This is a genomic window from Janthinobacterium sp. CG_23.3 (genome assembly GCF_046115965.1).
GTDB lineage: Bacteria > Pseudomonadota > Gammaproteobacteria > Burkholderiales > Burkholderiaceae_D > Janthinobacterium.
This window is the reverse complement of record NZ_JBJXIB010000058.1, coordinates 1-16,114: the sequence shown is the minus strand read 5'-3', so window position 1 is coordinate 16,114 and position 16,114 is coordinate 1. Positions and strand designations below refer to the sequence as shown.

The following is a 16,114-nucleotide window of genomic DNA, read 5'->3' as shown; positions in this document are numbered from 1 at the left end:
GATCGGTGCTTCGCGCGCCCGGAACGGCCGGGCATCAATGCGCTTTTGACAGGATCAACAGCCAGCGGCGCATCAGCAGCACTTCAACGTAGCCCGGCTCGATGCCGGTGCCGCACTCGATGACAGGATTGACAGCATAGTAGCGCTTGCGGAAGTCACGGCAAACGAGCATTTCACGTTTGCCCATGCGGACCAGGAAGGAATTAGGGGCGTATTCCAAACCGAACCGTGAGCCGAAACCGCTATTCAATGTTGTCATGACAATCCTTTGAAGGGAGATGCGTTGAACGAGACATCACTGTAGCATAAGTACTGTATAAAAGCACAGGTACTGTACGAATAAACAGTACTTTTTTAGATCTGTGGCGTTTTAACAATAACTCGCGCGCCGGCCATCTGGGGTATGCTGGCGGCCCCCGAACCGAAGGATTGCCATGACCTCGAGCGCCGCGTCCACGCTGAAAAAATTCTTTGCCGCGCGCCTGACGCCGGACGGCGAGTTCGGTTTGTATCTGACGGTCGGCGTCGCGCTGCTGCTGGCGGCGGCCTGGATTTTCGGCGGCATCGCCGACGCCGTGTTCGGCGCCGCGCGGATCGGCGTGCTCGACGTGCGCATCTCGCAATGGTTCAACCACCACGCCATCGGCTGGGTTACGCGGGTGATGGTCGTCGTCACCCATTTGCACAGCGTGGCCGGGATCGTCGTGCTGACGGCGCTGCTGGCGCTGTATTTCCACCGGCAAAAGGCGCGTTTCTGGCTGCTGACCTTGCTCGTCGCCATGCCGGGCGTCATGGTTCTGAATGTGCTGCTAAAGTATACCTATCTGCGGGCGCGCCCGAGTTTCGAGGTGCCGGTGTTCGATCTGGCCTTGAGCAGCTACAGTTTTCCCAGCGGCCACACGGCCACCGCCACCTTGCTGTACGCGCTGCTCGGCGCCTATCTGGTGTGCCGCACGCCGAAGTGGGGCGCGCGCCTGGCCATCGTGCTGGCCGCCGCGCTGATGGCGGCGCTGGTCGGCTTGAGCCGCGTCTACCTGGGCGCCCACTATCCCAGCGACGTGCTGGCGGCGATGGCCGAAAGCTGCGGCTGGCTGGCCGTCTGCATCACCGCCTGTTCGCATTTGCGGCGCCGTTTGGAGGCCGCCAACAAGTAACAAGTAACAAGCTAGGAGCTCGATCTGAGTGTGATTCCCATTGTCGTCATCATCAACGCCGGCGCCGGTTGCGGCTACGCCGCCGACTGGACCGAACAGCTCGACGCCAAATTTCGTGCCAACGGTTTCGAGGCCGCCATCACGCTGGCCGAAAGCGGCGCGGACATGATCGCAACGGCGCAGGCCGCCGTCGCCGCCGGCGCGGCCATGGTGGTGGCCGGCGGCGGCGACGGCACCATCAACGCGGTCGCCTCGGCGCTGGTCGACAGCGGCGTGGCGTTTGGCGTGCTGCCGCTGGGCACGCTGAACCACTTCGCCAAGGATTTGCGCATTCCGCTGCCGCTCGACGAGGCCATCGCCAACCTGGCGCAGGGCGCGGCGGCGCTGGTGGACGTGGGCGAGGTCAACGGCCGCGTGTTCCTCAACAATTCCAGCCTCGGCCTGTACCCCGACATCGTGCGCGACCGCGAAAAGCAGCAGCGCCGGCTGGGCCGCGGCAAGTGGCTGGCCTTTGCCTGGGCCGCGCTGGCGGCGCTGCGGCGCTATCCCTTTCTGAGCGTGCGCCTGAGCGTTAACGGCGAGCGGCACGCGCGCAGCACGCCCTTTGTTTTCATCGGCAACAACGAATACGTGATGCAGGGCTTCAACATCGGCGAGCGCGCGCGCCTCGACGCCGGCCAGCTCAGCCTGTACGTGGCGCAGCGCCCCGGCCGCCTGGGTCTGGTGCGGCTGGCCTTCCACGCCTTGTCCGGGCGACTCGCCGAGCAGAAGGATGTCGACGTCTTGCTGGCCACCGAAATGGACATCGAGACGCGCCACAAGCGGCTGCGCGTGGCCACCGACGGCGAAGTGACCGTGATGGTCACGCCGCTGCGCTATCGGATACGCCGCGGCGCGCTGCGGGTACTGGTGCCGCGGCCCGCCGGCGCGGCCGGCGACCCGGCCGCCAACAGCGCCGGCCCTTTTCTTTCCGCCACAGGGAGTGAATAACGATGCGCACCCTCATCCATTTATCGGATTTGCATTTCGGCCGCGTCGACGAGGCGCTGATCGCGCCGCTCAAGTCGCTCATCGAGCGCCTCGAACCGGACGTGGTGGTGGTCTCGGGCGACTTGACCCAGCGCGCCCACAGCCACGAGTTCCGCGCCGCCCGGGCCTTCCTCGACAGCCTTCCGGGGCCGCAGATCGTGGTGCCGGGCAACCACGACGTGCCGCTCTACAACGTGGTGGCGCGCTTCCTGACGCCGCTGCGCAAATACCGGTTGCACGTCACCGACGACCTCGACCCGGAATACGTCGACGAGGAAATCGCCGTGCTGGGCATTAACACGGCGCGCTCGCTGACGTTCAAGGACGGCCGCGTCAACCATGAGCAGATCGATCAATTGCGGGCGCGGCTGGACCGCCTGGAGCCCGGCTTGACCAAGGTCATCGTCACGCACCACCCGTTCGACCTGCCGCCGCACTTCGACGAGGACAACCTGGTGGACCGGGCGCCGATGGCGATGGACATGTTCGCCGAATGCGGCGTCGACCTGTTGCTGGCCGGGCATATGCACGCCAGCCACGCCGGCAACACCGCCGAGCGCTACAAGATCGGCGGCTACGCGGCGCTGATGGTACAGGCCGGCACGGCGACGTCCACGCGCGGGCGCGGCGAAGCCAATTCCTTCAACGTGCTGCGGGTCGAGTCCGAGCGCATCAAGGTGGAGCGCTACAGTTGGCAGGAGGGCGGCGACGCCTTCGTCAAAGTCAGCACCGAATCGTTCGACCGCGTCGGCGGGGTCTGGGCCAGCGCCCGGCCCTTGTAGCGGAGGGGGGGGCGCCCGTTACAGCCAATAGTTCATGAAGCGCGCGGCCCATTCCTTCATGCGCTCGGCCAGCGGGCGCGCCGCCCAGCTTTCCTGGGTGATTTCAACCGAGTCGCGCAAGTCCTCCAGGAAGGCGTTTTCCATTTCGCGCCCGAAGCTGTCGCCCAGCACCACCACGTTCAGTTCGCTGTTGTGCATGAAGCTGCGCATGTCGATGTTGGTCGAGCCGACCGTCGACCAGGCGCCGTCGATGACGGCGGTCTTGGCGTGCAGCACCGCCAGTTGCAAATGGTGGATGCGCACGCCGCAGCCGAGCAACTGGTCGTACAGCGCGTGGCCGGCGTGGAACACCAGGCCGCTGTCGGAGACGCCCGGCAGCACCACCTTGACGTCGACGCCGCGCCCGGCCGCGCCGCACAGCGCCGCCACGGTTTGCTGGTCCGGCACGAAGTAGGCCGAGGTGATGTGGATGCTGCGCCTGGCTTGCTGGATCGCCAGGATGTAGGCCTTGTAGATTTCAAAGCCGCCGCCGGGCTCGCTGGCGATGACGCGCACCAGGCGCTCGCCGACTTCGGGCAGCAGCGGGAAATAGTCGGCCTCGGGCAGGTCGGCCGCGTCCTGCCCGGTCCAGGCCTTGATGAAGAGCCACTGGAACGTCGCCACCGCCGGACCCTGCACCTTGACGTGGGTGTCGCGCCAGCCGACCTGCGACTGCTCGGTCGGCTTCGACTTGGAGCGGAACAGCGAACTCTTGGCGTAGGTGTCGCTGATGTTGATGCCGCCGGTGAAGGCGGTCTTGCCGTCGACGATCAGCACTTTGCGGTGGTCGCGGTTGTTGATCTTCCAGGCATCGCCGCGCAGCTTGGTCGGATTCACCGGATTGAAGGCCACCAGGCGGATGCCGGCGGCGCGCATGCGCTCGAAGAAGGTTTGCGGCACGCCCAGCGTGCCGACGCTGTCGTAGATGATGTTGACGGTGACGCCGGCGCGTTGTTTCTCGATCAGGGCGTCGGCGAACTTCAGGCCCAGCGCGTCCTGGTCGAAGATGTAGGTTTCCAGGTTGATATTGTTCTTGGCCGCGTTGATGGCCTTGAGCATTTCGGCCATCGTCTGCGGGCCGTCGAACAGCAGCGTCACCTGGTTGCCCTTGACCAGCGGCACGCCGGTGGCGGCCTCCTCCAGCGCCGCCAGCGTCTGCAGGTCGGCGCCGGACTTGGCCCAGCGCTTGGCCAGCAGCGCGCGCGTGCTGTTGGCCGGCAGGGTGCCGCCCTTGCCGGTGGTGACGCTGGGCACGGCGGCCGGCTCCAGCGTGGCGCTCAGTTTGCTCACGTCCGGAAGCGCGGCGCAGGCTGCCAAGATCCAGCACAGCGTGAGCGGGGGCAGCCAGCGAATTGCGTTCCGGGGTGGCATCAGTGTCCTTTGGACGGTGTCCCTGCCGCGTCGTGCTCCGCGGCGGCGGCCGGCTCGTCTTTCGAGCCGATGAAAAAATCAATTGGCGCCAGCATGAAGCGCCATCCCAAAATCCTCAGCAAGGCCAGCCCGTGCTTGAAGCGCACCTGGCGCGAGCGCAGCGCCACCCACAGCGCCAGGCCGAAGCTGACCAGCAGGTTGACGGTGCCGATCGACAGGAAACCCAGGATCGACCGCAGCGCCAGTTCCCAACTCATATTGTGATCGAGTGCGACCAAGGCGGTGGCGAAATTCGTGGAAGAAAATGTAACGTGGCGGATATCCAACGGTAGGCCCAGCAGGAAGCCCAGCGTGCCGATGGTGCCGAGCAGGATGCCGAAGTAAAAATTACCCATCAGCCCGCCCAGATTGTTCTCCAGGTACAGGCCGAGGCGGCGCAGGCGTTCCTGGCCGATCAGCCGGCCCAGGCCGCGCAGCTGGGCGATGCGCTGCGACCAGCGGGTGTACAGCGCCTGGTTGTCGTAATAACCCGAAATGAGGCCGGCGACGAACAGGCAGACCCCGGCGATCATCGCGTAGAACAGGGCCGGGCTGCCGATCGGGTCGATGTCGTGCAGCATGTGCATGGCCTTGTCCGGCGACACCAGGTGCTTGCCGGTCCAGGCCTTCCAGCCCAGCGCGATCAGGTAGGCGGTCGGGATCGCCGTCGCCAGGTTGCCCAGCACGGCCATGTTCTGGGTGCGGAAGACCTTGTTGATCAGCTCGGCCATGCTGTCGAGGTCGATGTTCTTGCCGTCCTTGCTGTGCAGGCCGGCGGCGATGCGCGAGGCCGTCATCGCCGGCTGCTTGGTGGCGACGGTGAAGTGCAGCAGGTGGATGAGCATGAAGCCGACCGAATAGTTCATGCTGAACAGGAAGGATTCGACCAGCGGCGCCGCGCGCAGCTTGCCAAACAGGATCTTGACGAGCGACATGACGCCGATGACCAGGCCGGCGCCGGCCGACGACAGGAACATGCCGGCCAGTTGCTTGCGGTTGTCGGCGACGTAGTGTTCGCCGGTGCGGCTGGCGTTTTCGGTGACGTTGCGCGCCAGCAGGTTGATATTGTCGGCGAACAGGTCGCGCACCGTGTACTTGTTGTTGTTCGCCTCGATCAGCTCGAGCGCCAGCGCGACGGCGGCGGCGCGGCGCAGGCTGACGCTGGCCGCCGGCGCCGGCGTGGCGTCGCTGGCGATGGCCTCGAGGTCGACCGTGGGCGCGCTCGGCAGCTCGCCGCTGACGTCGACCAGGAAGAGCAGCTTGCGCATGCGGTCTATGCTTTGCGACAACGCCACCAGCAGGTAGGTCAGGGCGATGCTGGTGCCCTGGGTCAGCGCCTTCTTGCGGATCTTGACGATCACCTTGTCGCACTGGTCCAGCATCACCAGCAGGTGCTTGGCGTCCTCGATGCCGTCGGCGGCGCCGGCCAGCAGTGCGGCGTAGCCCTGCAAGTGGGCGTTGACTTCGACGTTCTGCATCATGAACGGCGACTCGAAGGTTTCAATTTCGGTATGGAATTTGGTCAGCTCGGGTTCAAGCCCGATCGCGCAGACCCGGTACGACAGCGTGCGGATCGCCTCTAGCATACCGGGCAACATGATGTTGCCGGCGCCGACGCCGTGGCCGTCGTGCTCCTCGTGCTCCTGGTGCTGCGCCTGCTGGTCGAACAACAGCTCGAACAGCTTGAGCCAGTCGGCGGCGGGCACCGCGCTGATCCACTGGTAATCGGTTTTCAGGTACAGCACCTGGTCGAGCGCGTCGCTGAGGTACTCGTCGCCCAGCGCCGGCGGCAGTACGCGGTAGGAGACGCGTTGTTTCAATTCGGAGAAGAAACCGTTGTTCGACAGCACCCCGATGTCGGTGTACAGGCTGGTGTGGCGGCGCTTGCCGAGCAGGCCGAGCGCGTAGCCGCGCAACGCCTCGGCGTGTACGGGATTGCCCTTGAGCAGTTGGCACAGGGTCCGCACGTTCGCGGTGGCCTGGTGCTGGTCGCCTGGGCGATGGGGACGCAAGGTGTCGACCAGTTCGACCAACAGGTCGATGTTGTCGTGGTCGGCATCAATGCGTTCGATAATAGAGAACATGCGGTGGGAACGGCGGGGCCGCAGTAAGCGAAAGACGTAGTGTAACGCCTGCGACCGCTTTCTTAATGTACGCCAGCATACATAAGAAAGGGCTACCACCGCGTCGTCGGCGGCGCCGTGCGCCTGGCCGACGGGTTTGCGTTTGCTCAAGGCCACGGCGCGCGCGGCAGCTTGATCGCCTGTTGTGTTGTGCGGCGCACGGAGTGCTTGCATTCAAACGTGGATAAGGTATACCTGAGTTATGGCGGAAAAATAGTGTTGCCAACCGGAAGGGCGGGTTGGCGGCGGCCTGGCCTGGCGTTCACCTAGAGATACATCATGAAGACTTCGTGTGTGGCGTTCGTCATGTTCAGCTTTTGCCTGCCGGGTTGGTCGGTCCGGGCGGCGGCGGGGCAGACGGCGGTTGACGTCTATGGTGTGCTCGACGCCGGCGCCGTGGCGCAGCGCGGCTGCGGCGATTGCGCCGCCAACAAGGTCTCGGCCGGGGTGGCATCCGGTTCGCGGCTGGGCATCCGCGGCCGCGAGGCGCTGGGCGAGCGGGTCGCGGCGGTGTTCACGCTGGAGGCGGGCGTGCTCAACGACAGCGGCGAATCGGACCAGGGCGGCAGGTTGTTCGGGCGCCAAGCCTACGTCGGGCTCGACAGCAGGCTCGGCGCGCTGACCCTGGGGCGCCAGTACAACCCGCAATACCTGAGCCTGACCGACGTGGCCGATCCGTTCCACGGCGGCATGGCCGGCAGCGCCGGCAATTTGATGGGCTACACCGTCAAGCGCTACGACAACACCGTCAAGTACGTCACGCCGCAGTCGCGCGGCCTGAGCGCCAGCGCCATCTACAGCTTCGGCGAGTCGCCCTATAGCAACGCCAGCAACCGCGCCTATGGCGCCATGCTGGGCTACGCCAAGGGCCCGGTGAACCTGAGCGTGTCGCACCAGCGCAAGAACAACATCATCGCCGGCAACGGCAACGGCGCCATGCAGTCGCTCGACACGTCGGCGCGCAACAGCCTGGTCGCCGCCAACTTCAACTTGCGCTACGCCACCGTGTTCGCCGGCTATGGCGTCAACAAGGGGCCGGGCAGTTCGCCGTGGGACCCGGCCAACCCCTACGGCACGCTGGCGCTGGCGGCCTCGTCGACGGACAGCCGCGACGTGCTGTTCGGCGTGGCGGCGCCGTTCGGCGGCGCCACCTTGCTCGCCTCGTACATCCGCAAGGACGACCGCGGCGTGGGCAACCGCGACGCCCGCCAAGTCGCCATCGGCGTGACCTATTCCTTGTCGCGGCGCACCGACCTGTACGGCGCCTACGCGCACATCAGGAACAGCAACGGCGCCGGCTACACGGTCGGCAACGCCAGCGACCCCGGCCACGGCAACGCCGCGTTCAACCTCGGCCTGCGCCACGCGTTTTAGGCCGCGGCCGCCAGCGCGGCGCCGGTCTATTTACCATCACGGCAAGATTGCCGCGCCATTCACGCCCGTCCCGACTCTGTGCTAAATTAGGGGGCTGCGCCGGCGCGCCCGGCGCACCGCTCACCTCAACGACAATCGCCAGGACCCAGAATGTATCTGACATATTTCAACAATAGTTGGACCGAAGGCAATACCCCGCTGTTCGGCGCGATGGACCACAGCGTCTGGCTGGGTTCGTCCGTGTTCGACGGCGCCCGTTCGCTGGCCGGGCGCATGCCCGACCTGCGCCTGCATCTGGAACGGGTGATCCGCTCGGCCGAGCGGGTCGGCCTGGCCTGCCCGTACAGCGTCGAGGACATGGAAAAACTGGTGCGCGAGGGCGTGGCCCAGTTTCCGCCCGAGGCCGAGCTGTACATCCGCCCGCTGGTGTTCGGCACCGACGGCCTGCTGATTCCACTGGCGGAAAAAAGCGGCTTCGCGCTGACGCTGTTCGACGCGCCGATGCCGCCGTTCAGCGGCTTCTCGGCCTGCCTGTCGAGCTTGCTGCGTCCGGACGCGTCGATGGCGCCGACCGACGCCAAGGCGTCTTCGCTGTACGCCAACACCACCAGGGCGCTGCGCGAGGCGCAGCAGCGCGGCTTCGACAACGCCGTAGTGTGCGATAGCGCCGGCCAGGTGGCCGAATTCGCCACCGCCAACCTGTTCCTGGTGACGCCGCAGGGCAAGGTCGTCACGCCGGCGCCGAACGGCACTTTCCTGTCGGGCATTACGCGCGCCCGCGTCATCGCCTTGCTGGCGCTGGAGGGCGTGGTGGTGGAACAGCGCACGGTGCTGCCGGCCGAACTCGACACCGCGGTCGAGATCTTCAACACCGGCAACTACGGCAAGGTCAGCCCTTGCGTGCGCTACCAGTCGCGCACGCTGGCGGTGGGACCGGTGGCCACGCTGGCGCGCGACCGCTATATGGCGTTCGCCGCCGGGTAGGCCCGCCGCATGGGGCGTAGGGCGCTAGCGCCGCGCCGTGGCCGGGCAGGTCTCGGCCAGCCACTGGCCGGTGCTGTTGACCGTCACGCGCTCGGGCGCGCCGCGGGCGCTGGTGGTCACTTGCATCGTCATCGTGAAGCCGCGTTCGCCGACGAAGCGCAGCTGGCCTTCGCCGCTGGACGGCGGGCTGGCGCAGGTGAACGCCATGTTCATGCCGCCGGCGACGGCGACGTTGCTCGATGTGCAGTCGCCCGGTTGGCCGGTGGGGATTTGTTTGCGCGCCGCCATCTCGGGCGTGATGCAGGTGCTCACGCCGATGCCGCCGTCGGCGCCGATGCTCGGCATGGTCATGCCGTTGTTGGCCGCCATTTGCTCCATCGCCTTGCGCTGCTCGGGCGGCAGATTGCCCAGATGCTGCAGCAGCATGCCCATGGCCATGTCGGTCTCCGCTTGCGCCGACGTCAGTTTGCTGTTGATTTGCCACAGGCCGGGCTTGATGGTGTCGGCCGCGCTGGCGGCGGAGCCGAAAAGGGCGAGCGCCAGCGTTGCCGCTGTCAATACATTGCGTTTCATATCAACTCCAGATTGCTTTAGCTGCCCAAGGATAAAACAAATCGCGTCGAGGGGCCGTTCGGCTTGGCGCGCCGCCGCGCCACCCGGCGTATTTCCCACCATATTTCTCCCTATATTTTCCCTATTTTTTTGACAGGAAGCTGATTTGAAACCCATCACCGCCATCTTGTTAAGCGCCGGCATCTTGTCGCCGGCCTTCGTGTTCGCCGCCGCGCCGGCCGCTCCCGCCGCGACGCACCAAGCGGCCGCGCCGGCCGCCGCCGTCAAAGTCACCTCGGTCGAGGGCATCACCGAATACCGCCTCGGCAACGGCATGCGCGTGCTGCTGTTTCCCGACGCCAGCAAGCCTACGCTGACCACCAACATCATCTACCACGTCGGTTCGCGCCACGAGAGCTACGGCGAAACCGGGATGGCGCACCTGCTCGAGCATTTGCTGTTCAAGCCGACCGCCAATTTCGGCGTGAGGAAGGGTAGTAAGACCCCGGTGGAAATCCTCAACGGCACCGGCGCCCAGTTCAACGGCACCACCTGGTACGACCGCACCAACTACTACGCCACCTTCCCGGCCAACGAGGGCAACCTGCGCCAGTTGCTGGCGCTGGAGGCGGACCGCATGGTGAACGCGCCGATCGACCAGAACGAGCTGTGGAACCCGCGCACCAACAAGGGCGAGATGACGGTGGTGCGCAACGAGTTCGAAATGGGCGAAAGCGACCCGGTCGGCGTCACCACCGAACGTATCCAGGCGGTCGCCTACGATTGGCACAACTACGGCAAGTCGACCATCGGCGCGCGCTCCGACATCGAGCAGGTGAACATTGCGCGGCTGCGCGCGTTCTACAAGAAATACTACCAGCCCGACAACGCGGTGCTGATGGTGGCCGGCCGCTTCGACGAGGCCAAGGTGCTCAAGCAGGTCAACGAGCTGTTCGGCCGCATCCCCAAGCCAAGCCGCGTCATCGAACCGACCTACACGGCCGAACCGGCGCAGGACGGCGAGCGCGCCGTCACCGTGCGGCGCAGCGGCGGCAGCCAGTTCGTCGGCGCCGGCTACCACGTGGCGCCGTCCGGCCACCCGGACGCGGTGGCGCTGGCACTGCTGGCACGCATCCTGGTCGACGCGCCGAGCGGGCGCCTGCACAAGGCGCTGGTGGAAACCAAGCTGGCCTCCAGCCTGGACTACAGCTCCGTGAGCAACCTCGAACCGGGCTACCGCATCTTCGGCGCGGTGGTGCCGAAGGACGGCCAGCTCGACGCCGCCCAGGACGCCATGCTGAAGGTGCTGGAGGGTTTGAAGGACGCGCCGGTCAGCGAGGCCGAAGTGGCGCGCGCGCGCCAGCAGATCAACACCGGCATCGACCTGGCGCTGGCCGACACGGCCAGCCTGACGGTGGCGCTGACCGAATCGCTGGCCGCCGGCGACTGGCGCCTGTTCTTCCTGCAGCGCGACCAGGTCGCCAAGCTGGACGCGGCGGCGGTGCAGGCGGCGGCGGTGAAATACCTGAAGCCGTCCAACCGCACGCTGGGGCGCTTCCTGCCGACCGACGCGCCGGACCGCGCGCTGGTGCCGGTGAACGCCGACGTGGCGGCGCAGTTGAAGGACTACGCCGGCCGCGCCGTGGTGGCGCAGGGCGAGGCGTTCGACCCGAACCCGGGCAATATCGAGGCGCGCACCCAGCGCTTCACGCTGCCGGGCGGCTTGCGCGGCGCGCTGCTGCCGAAGACCACCAAGGGCGGCACCGTCAGCGTCGCGCTGCAACTGCGCATGGGCAGCGAGGCCAGCCTGCGCGGCAAGGCCGGCGCCGGCTCGTTCGCCGCCGACATGCTGATGCGCGGCACCGAGAAGCTGTCGCGCCAGGAGGTCAAGGACCGTTTCGACCAGCTCAACGCGCAGGTCGGCATCGACGGGCGCGCCGAGGGCGTCCGCGTGGCCGTCACCTGCACCCGCGCCAAGCTGCCGGAAGTGATGGCCTTGCTGGCCGAGGTGCTGAAAACGCCGCGCTTCGACGAGACCGAATTCCTCGAACTGCAGCGCGAGCAGGTCGGCCTGATCGAGCGCGACCTGCCGGAACCGCAGCCGCTGGCGAGCAACGCCTTCCGCCGCCTGGTCGACGCCACGCCGGAGGGCCACGTGCGCCACGTCGACACGCTGCCCCGGCAGCTGGCCGAGACCAAGGGCGTCGGCGTGGCCGAGGTGCGGGCCTTCCACGCCGCCTACTACGGCGCGGCCGACGCCACCTTCGCGGCGGTCGGCGAATTCGACCCGGTGGCGCTGAAGGCGCAGGTGGGCGAACTGTTCGGCACATGGAAAGCGGCCCAGCCGTATGTGCGGATACCGGCGCAGGTGAAGGACGTGGCGGGCCAGCAACTGACGCTGGAAACGCCGGACAAGGCCAACAGCGTGCTGTTTGCCGTGTTGCCGCTGCCGCTGAAGGACGACGCGGCGCTCTACCCGGCGCTGGTGATGGCCAACCACATGCTGGGCGGCGGCGCGCTGCGCAGCCGGCTGGCCGACCGCATCCGCCAGAAGGAAGGCCTGTCGTACGGCGTCGGCTCGCAGTTGAACGTGCCGGCGCGCGACCCGGCCGGCTTCTGGATGGCGTACGCCATCAGCGCGCCGCACAACACGGCGAAGGTGGAGGCGGCGCTGCGCGAGGAAGTCGAGAAGGTGCTCAGCGAAGGTTTCAACGAAGCCGAGCTGGCCGAGGCGAAAAAAGGCTGGGCGCAAGCGCAAGAGGTGGCGCGCACCGACGACGGCGCGCTGGCGAGCACGCTGGCGGCGTACCTGACGCTGGAGCTCACCATGGCCTACGACAAGGACCTGGAAGCGAAGGTTGCCGCGTTGACCGTGAAGCAGGTCAACGCGGCGCTGCGCCAATACATGAAAACGGCCAAGCTGTCGGTGGTGCGCGCGGGCGACTTCGCCAAGGCCGGCAAGGACGCCGCCGTCAAGTAGGGCGCGGAGCTGGCATTCAGTTGGCGTGGCGTAGGTCGGATGAGCGGCACGCGTAATCCGACCATGTTGGCCTAAGCGAGACCCGCTGCTCCGGGCCAACCCGGTCGGGTGGCGCCGATCCGGCTAACCCGACCTATGAAAACCGCGCGAACGAAAAAAACGCCGCCAGCCCGGATGCGAATCCGGCCTGGCGGCGTTTTGTCATGCGGCCGCGGTATTAGCGCGGCGCCATTTCAGCGACGTAGATTTCAACGCGGCGATTGCGGGCGCGGCTGGCGTTGTCGTCGTTCGAGGCGACCGGCTCGCGGGCGCCGCGGCCTTCCACCACAACCCGGGTCGGCGACACGCCGCGCTGGGCCAGATAGTCGCGGGTATGCGACGCGCGGTCCATCGACAAAGGCAGGTTGATCGAGTCGCTGCCGGTGCTGTCGGTATGGCCGACGATGCTCACGGTCGAGGCCGGGTTTTCGTTCAGCGTGGCGGCGAAGCGGTCCAGAATCGGGCGGAAGTTGGACTTGATGTCGGAGCGGTTGGTGTCGAACGACACGTCGCTAGGAATGTCCATTTTCAGGCGATTGTCGGCGGTCTGCGACACTTGTACGCCGGTGCCGCGGGTGGCCTGCTCCATCGTGCGGCGCTGGTTTTCCATTTTATTCGACCAGATGTTGCCGACGATGGCGCCGGCGGCGGCGCCGATAGCGCCGCCGGTGGCGGCGCGCTTGCCGCCGCCACCGCCGGTGGACGCGCCGATCAGCGCGCCCAGGCCGGCGCCAACGCCGGCGCCGGTGGCGGTGCCTTGCTGGGTGGCCGACATGTCGGCGCAGCCGGAAACGGCCAGGGCCAGGGCGATGGCGGCGATCAGGGTTTTACCGATTTTGCTGGTGTTCAGTTGTTTCATGGAATTGTCCTTGGGGGTGTTGGAAACGCTAGAACGGCGCCGCGCGCCATTGCGCGTGCCGCCGTCGAATATACGGGCGGGCCGCGGCCCGCCGGCCCAGTCTATAGGCCGCGCCCGCTAATGAGACGCAGCAGCACCATGATAACCGCAACGACCAACAGGATATGGATGAAGCCACCGATGGTATAGGAAGTGACCAGGCCCAGCAGCCACAGGATGAGTAGAACGACGGCGATTGTATAGAGCATGATATTTCCTCAGATTATTTGTGTGCTTTGATGGTGGCCGCGGTAGGCTTGTCCTGCCCATTCCAGCCTGCCACCGGCTTCCTATCCTATGCCCCGGCTGGCGCACTTGATATCGTGGAGCCATTGTGGGCTTCGGCGCGGCGTTTATCTGTTCGCTGGCGTACACAGCGATATATTTCTGCAATTATTCGGCGGGCGCGGGCGCGGCGGCCGTTTCCAGGCCGGGGATCCAGCCCATCAGCCCGGTCAGGCCGAGCACGCCGGCCAGGCAGCCGGCCATGCCGCCGGTGAGCAGCAACAGCGCCGCCAGCGCCGGCGCCGCCGGCGCGCCGTCGACGCCGGCCGGGGCCGGATCGAGCGCGCCAAAACCCGCCGCCGTGGCCAGTACGCCGCCGCCGATGATGCCGACCCAGATCAATTTGTTCATACGCGCCTTTTGTGGGAGTGGCCGTCATGGTTGTCGGGCCTTGCGGCGATTGTCGCGGTTGCCGCCGCGCCGATCTGTTCGTTGGCGCACATTATCAAAATGAAAACGCCCCGCGGCGGACCGCGGGGCGTTGTTGAAGGACCGGGGCGCCGCTTAGTCGTTCGAGCGGATCGCGCCGTCGACGATGCGGACCTGGGAGCCGGTGCTCCAGTTCGGCTGCGAGTTCTGGTGGATCACGCGGCTCTCGCCGTTTTCCATGCGCACCGTCACGTCATAGCTGGTGCTGGCCTTGACGTGGCCCTCGATCTGGTTGCCGGCGACCGCGCCGCCGATGGCGCCGGCGACGGTGGCGAGCTGGCGGCCGTGGCCGCCGCCAACCTGGTTGCCCAGCAAGCCGCCGAGCACGGCGCCGCCGGCCGCGCCGACGCCGCTGCCTTCGGCGCGGGTTTTAATTTCGCGCACCGACTCGATCACGCCGCAGTTGTTACACACGCTGCGCGCCGGGGCCGGGGCCGGGGCCGGCTGGTGGCGCACCGGCGCCGGGTGCGAGGTGTTGGCGGTGTTGGATGAGGTGCTGTGCTTGGTATGGCGGGCTTTATCCGCTTTTTCGTCCTTTTCTTCCTGCGCTTCCTTCTCGGCCAGCGCGGTCTGCGCGGCAATTTCCCGCTGGGCGTTGTTGCCGCCGATCGAAGACGGCAGCCAACCCATGACGGCGGCGGTGCCGACGGCGCAGAACAGCACGACGGCGACGGCCGCAGCCATCATCATCGGATGCATCGGCGATTTGTGCGTGGTGTGGTTAGGTGTGTTCATGGTGTGTTCCCTTTTATTGGTTTTGTGAATGAGGTGCAGCATTGAAAATTGTTTGACGGAACCATTTTGCCTTGTTGCGTCGGGCGCTTCCGTGCGTCACCGTACATACATGGAAAATGTTTGCCGCTACGCTAGCCTTGCTGCTGCGAATACCGGGGACAAGCCCAGGCGAATTCACACAGATTCACACAGATTCAGGCAGATTCAGGCAGATTCAGACAGATTCAGACGCACCAGGATTCAGATCTATACCAGTCGAAAAGGCACGCGTATCAATGAGCTTCCCAGACTATCTCCCGCCCGCTCGCGGCGCCACCAGCTGCGCCGGGCCGCCATTGAAGGCCCGGCCATGAACCTGTCCTGGAGCACCAGCCGCAACGGCAGCACCCAGGCGGCGCCCGGCAACCGCCTGCTGGGCAGCTTGCCGGCCGAAGACCTGGCGCAGTTGACGCGGCTGGCCGACACCGTCACGGTCGAGGTCGGCGACGTGCTGTGCGAGCCGGGCCAGGCGATCCGCTATGTGTATTTCCCGGCCGACAGCTTGATCTCGCTGCTGGCGGTGGCGGAGGGGCGCATGACGCTCGAAGTCGGTTCGGTCGGACGCGAGGGCATGCTGGGCGCCTCGGTGGCGCTGGGCCACGGCGTGGCGCAGGTGCGCGCCGTGGTACAGCGGGCCGGGCGCGCCGCGCGCATCGACAGCGCCGACTTTTGCGCCGAGTTCAGCCGCACCGAATCGCTGCAGCGGCTGTTGTACCGGTATACCGACGCCTTGCTGGCGCAGGCGATCCAGATCGCCGTATGCAGCCGCTTCCACGTGCTGGAGGCGCGGCTGGCGCGGTCGCTGCTGATCACGCGCGACCGCCTGCAATCGGAAAAATTCCACCTGACCCACGAATTCCTCGCGCACGCGCTGGGCGTGCGGCGCGTCGGCGTGACCAAGGCGGCCAGCGCGCTGCAACAGCAAAAACTGATTACCTACAGCCGCGGCAACATTGAAATCCTCGACTCTGCCGGGCTGGAGGCGGTGTCTTGCCGCTGCTACGAGCTGGTCAAGGACGCCGGCGCCGGCGGCATGAATTGCGCTTTTCTGTAAGCGTTAAAACCAAGGGCCTCGCCCCCGGGCCGGACTTGAAGGCTTGCGTCTCTCGCCTTGGCGCCGGCGCTGAGCCCTCGCTTGATTCAAGCGCTCCCCGGCACGCTCATTGGACGGCATTGGGGGGGGGGGGGGGGGGGGGGGGGGGGGGGGGCAGAGGGGGGGGGGGGGGGGGGTGTGGTGTGTTTTTATTGTGTGGTGCGCAGGC

At 66.5% G+C, this 16,114-nt stretch carries 15 protein-coding genes; 7 read left to right on the top strand and 8 right to left on the bottom strand.

What is annotated here, in order from left to right; genetic code table 11:
- Positions 1 to 34: 34 nt before the first annotated feature.
- On the bottom strand, positions 35 to 259 hold the full coding sequence (locus ACFDR9_RS14880) for a hypothetical protein (RefSeq protein WP_026132880.1): 225 nt from the start codon (positions 257 to 259) through the stop codon (positions 35 to 37).
- Positions 260 to 434: 175 nt separating this feature from the next.
- On the opposite strand from ACFDR9_RS14880, the gene ACFDR9_RS14875 reads away from it, so the two are divergent.
- Genes ACFDR9_RS14875 through ACFDR9_RS14865 form a run of 3 tightly spaced genes read left to right on the top strand, consistent with a single transcriptional unit; the run spans position 435 to position 2,965 of the window.
- Entirely contained in the window at positions 435 to 1,154 is a 720-nt protein-coding gene (locus ACFDR9_RS14875) for a phosphatase PAP2 family protein (RefSeq protein WP_409031472.1), read from the top strand.
- A 30-nt stretch (positions 1,155 to 1,184) separates the two neighbouring features.
- The gene (locus ACFDR9_RS14870) at positions 1,185 to 2,144 is read left to right on the top strand and encodes a diacylglycerol/lipid kinase family protein (protein WP_409031471.1); all 960 of its coding nucleotides are present in this window, start codon (positions 1,185 to 1,187) and stop codon (positions 2,142 to 2,144) included.
- A gap of 2 nt (positions 2,145 to 2,146) precedes the next feature.
- Positions 2,147 to 2,965 carry a metallophosphoesterase family protein gene (locus ACFDR9_RS14865; RefSeq protein ID WP_409031470.1) on the top strand — a complete coding sequence of 273 codons (819 nt, stop codon included), beginning with the start codon at positions 2,147 to 2,149 and terminating at the stop codon, positions 2,963 to 2,965.
- An 18-nt stretch (positions 2,966 to 2,983) separates the two neighbouring features.
- Here the strand turns inward: ACFDR9_RS14865 and cls are convergent, their stop codons facing one another.
- Together cls and ACFDR9_RS14855 are read right to left on the bottom strand one after the other, a co-directional pair.
- Positions 2,984 to 4,294 (bottom strand): cardiolipin synthase, encoded by a 1,311-nt coding sequence (gene cls, locus ACFDR9_RS14860; RefSeq protein WP_409031469.1) that lies wholly within the window; start codon positions 4,292 to 4,294, stop codon positions 2,984 to 2,986.
- 80 nt (positions 4,295 to 4,374) lie between these two features.
- A complete protein-coding gene (locus ACFDR9_RS14855) occupies positions 4,375 to 6,498 on the bottom strand; it encodes a site-specific recombinase (protein WP_409031468.1) in 2,124 nt (707 codons plus the stop codon).
- A 318-nt stretch (positions 6,499 to 6,816) separates the two neighbouring features.
- On the opposite strand from ACFDR9_RS14855, the gene ACFDR9_RS14850 reads away from it, so the two are divergent.
- Complete coding sequence (locus ACFDR9_RS14850) at positions 6,817 to 7,911, top strand: porin (protein WP_409031467.1); 1,095 nt, start codon at positions 6,817 to 6,819, stop codon at positions 7,909 to 7,911.
- 150 nt (positions 7,912 to 8,061) lie between these two features.
- Positions 8,062 to 8,895, top strand: a complete 834-nt coding sequence (locus ACFDR9_RS14845; RefSeq protein WP_409031466.1) for a branched-chain amino acid aminotransferase — start codon at positions 8,062 to 8,064, stop codon at positions 8,893 to 8,895.
- 24 nt (positions 8,896 to 8,919) lie between these two features.
- On the opposite strand, the gene ACFDR9_RS14840 is transcribed toward ACFDR9_RS14845, so the two are convergent.
- Positions 8,920 to 9,468, bottom strand: a complete 549-nt coding sequence (locus tag ACFDR9_RS14840; protein WP_017876716.1) for a DUF3617 domain-containing protein — start codon at positions 9,466 to 9,468, stop codon at positions 8,920 to 8,922.
- 145 nt (positions 9,469 to 9,613) lie between these two features.
- On the opposite strand from ACFDR9_RS14840, the gene ACFDR9_RS14835 reads away from it, so the two are divergent.
- Positions 9,614 to 12,427: a M16 family metallopeptidase gene (locus ACFDR9_RS14835; RefSeq protein WP_409031465.1), complete on the top strand. Its 2,814-nt coding sequence runs from the start codon at positions 9,614 to 9,616 to the stop codon at positions 12,425 to 12,427.
- A gap of 217 nt (positions 12,428 to 12,644) precedes the next feature.
- On the opposite strand, the gene ACFDR9_RS14830 is transcribed toward ACFDR9_RS14835, so the two are convergent.
- The 4 genes from ACFDR9_RS14830 to ACFDR9_RS14815 all read right to left on the bottom strand — a co-directional run bounded on the left by ACFDR9_RS14830 (position 12,645) and on the right by ACFDR9_RS14815 (position 14,813).
- Positions 12,645 to 13,325 (bottom strand): OmpA family protein, encoded by a 681-nt coding sequence (locus tag ACFDR9_RS14830; RefSeq protein WP_409031464.1) that lies wholly within the window; start codon positions 13,323 to 13,325, stop codon positions 12,645 to 12,647.
- A gap of 101 nt (positions 13,326 to 13,426) precedes the next feature.
- Positions 13,427 to 13,573, bottom strand: coding sequence for a lmo0937 family membrane protein (locus ACFDR9_RS14825; RefSeq protein ID WP_017876712.1), 147 nt, complete (start codon positions 13,571 to 13,573; stop codon positions 13,427 to 13,429).
- Positions 13,574 to 13,757: 184 nt separating this feature from the next.
- Positions 13,758 to 14,000 (bottom strand): hypothetical protein, encoded by a 243-nt coding sequence (locus ACFDR9_RS14820; RefSeq protein WP_017876711.1) that lies wholly within the window; start codon positions 13,998 to 14,000, stop codon positions 13,758 to 13,760.
- A 153-nt stretch (positions 14,001 to 14,153) separates the two neighbouring features.
- Positions 14,154 to 14,813, bottom strand: coding sequence for a glycine zipper 2TM domain-containing protein (locus ACFDR9_RS14815; RefSeq protein WP_026132876.1), 660 nt, complete (start codon positions 14,811 to 14,813; stop codon positions 14,154 to 14,156).
- 349 nt (positions 14,814 to 15,162) lie between these two features.
- Between ACFDR9_RS14815 and ACFDR9_RS14810 the strand changes: the two genes are divergently transcribed.
- On the top strand, positions 15,163 to 15,906 hold the full coding sequence (locus ACFDR9_RS14810; RefSeq protein ID WP_409031463.1) for a Crp/Fnr family transcriptional regulator: 744 nt from the start codon (positions 15,163 to 15,165) through the stop codon (positions 15,904 to 15,906).
- The last annotated feature ends 208 nt before the right edge of the window (positions 15,907 to 16,114 follow it).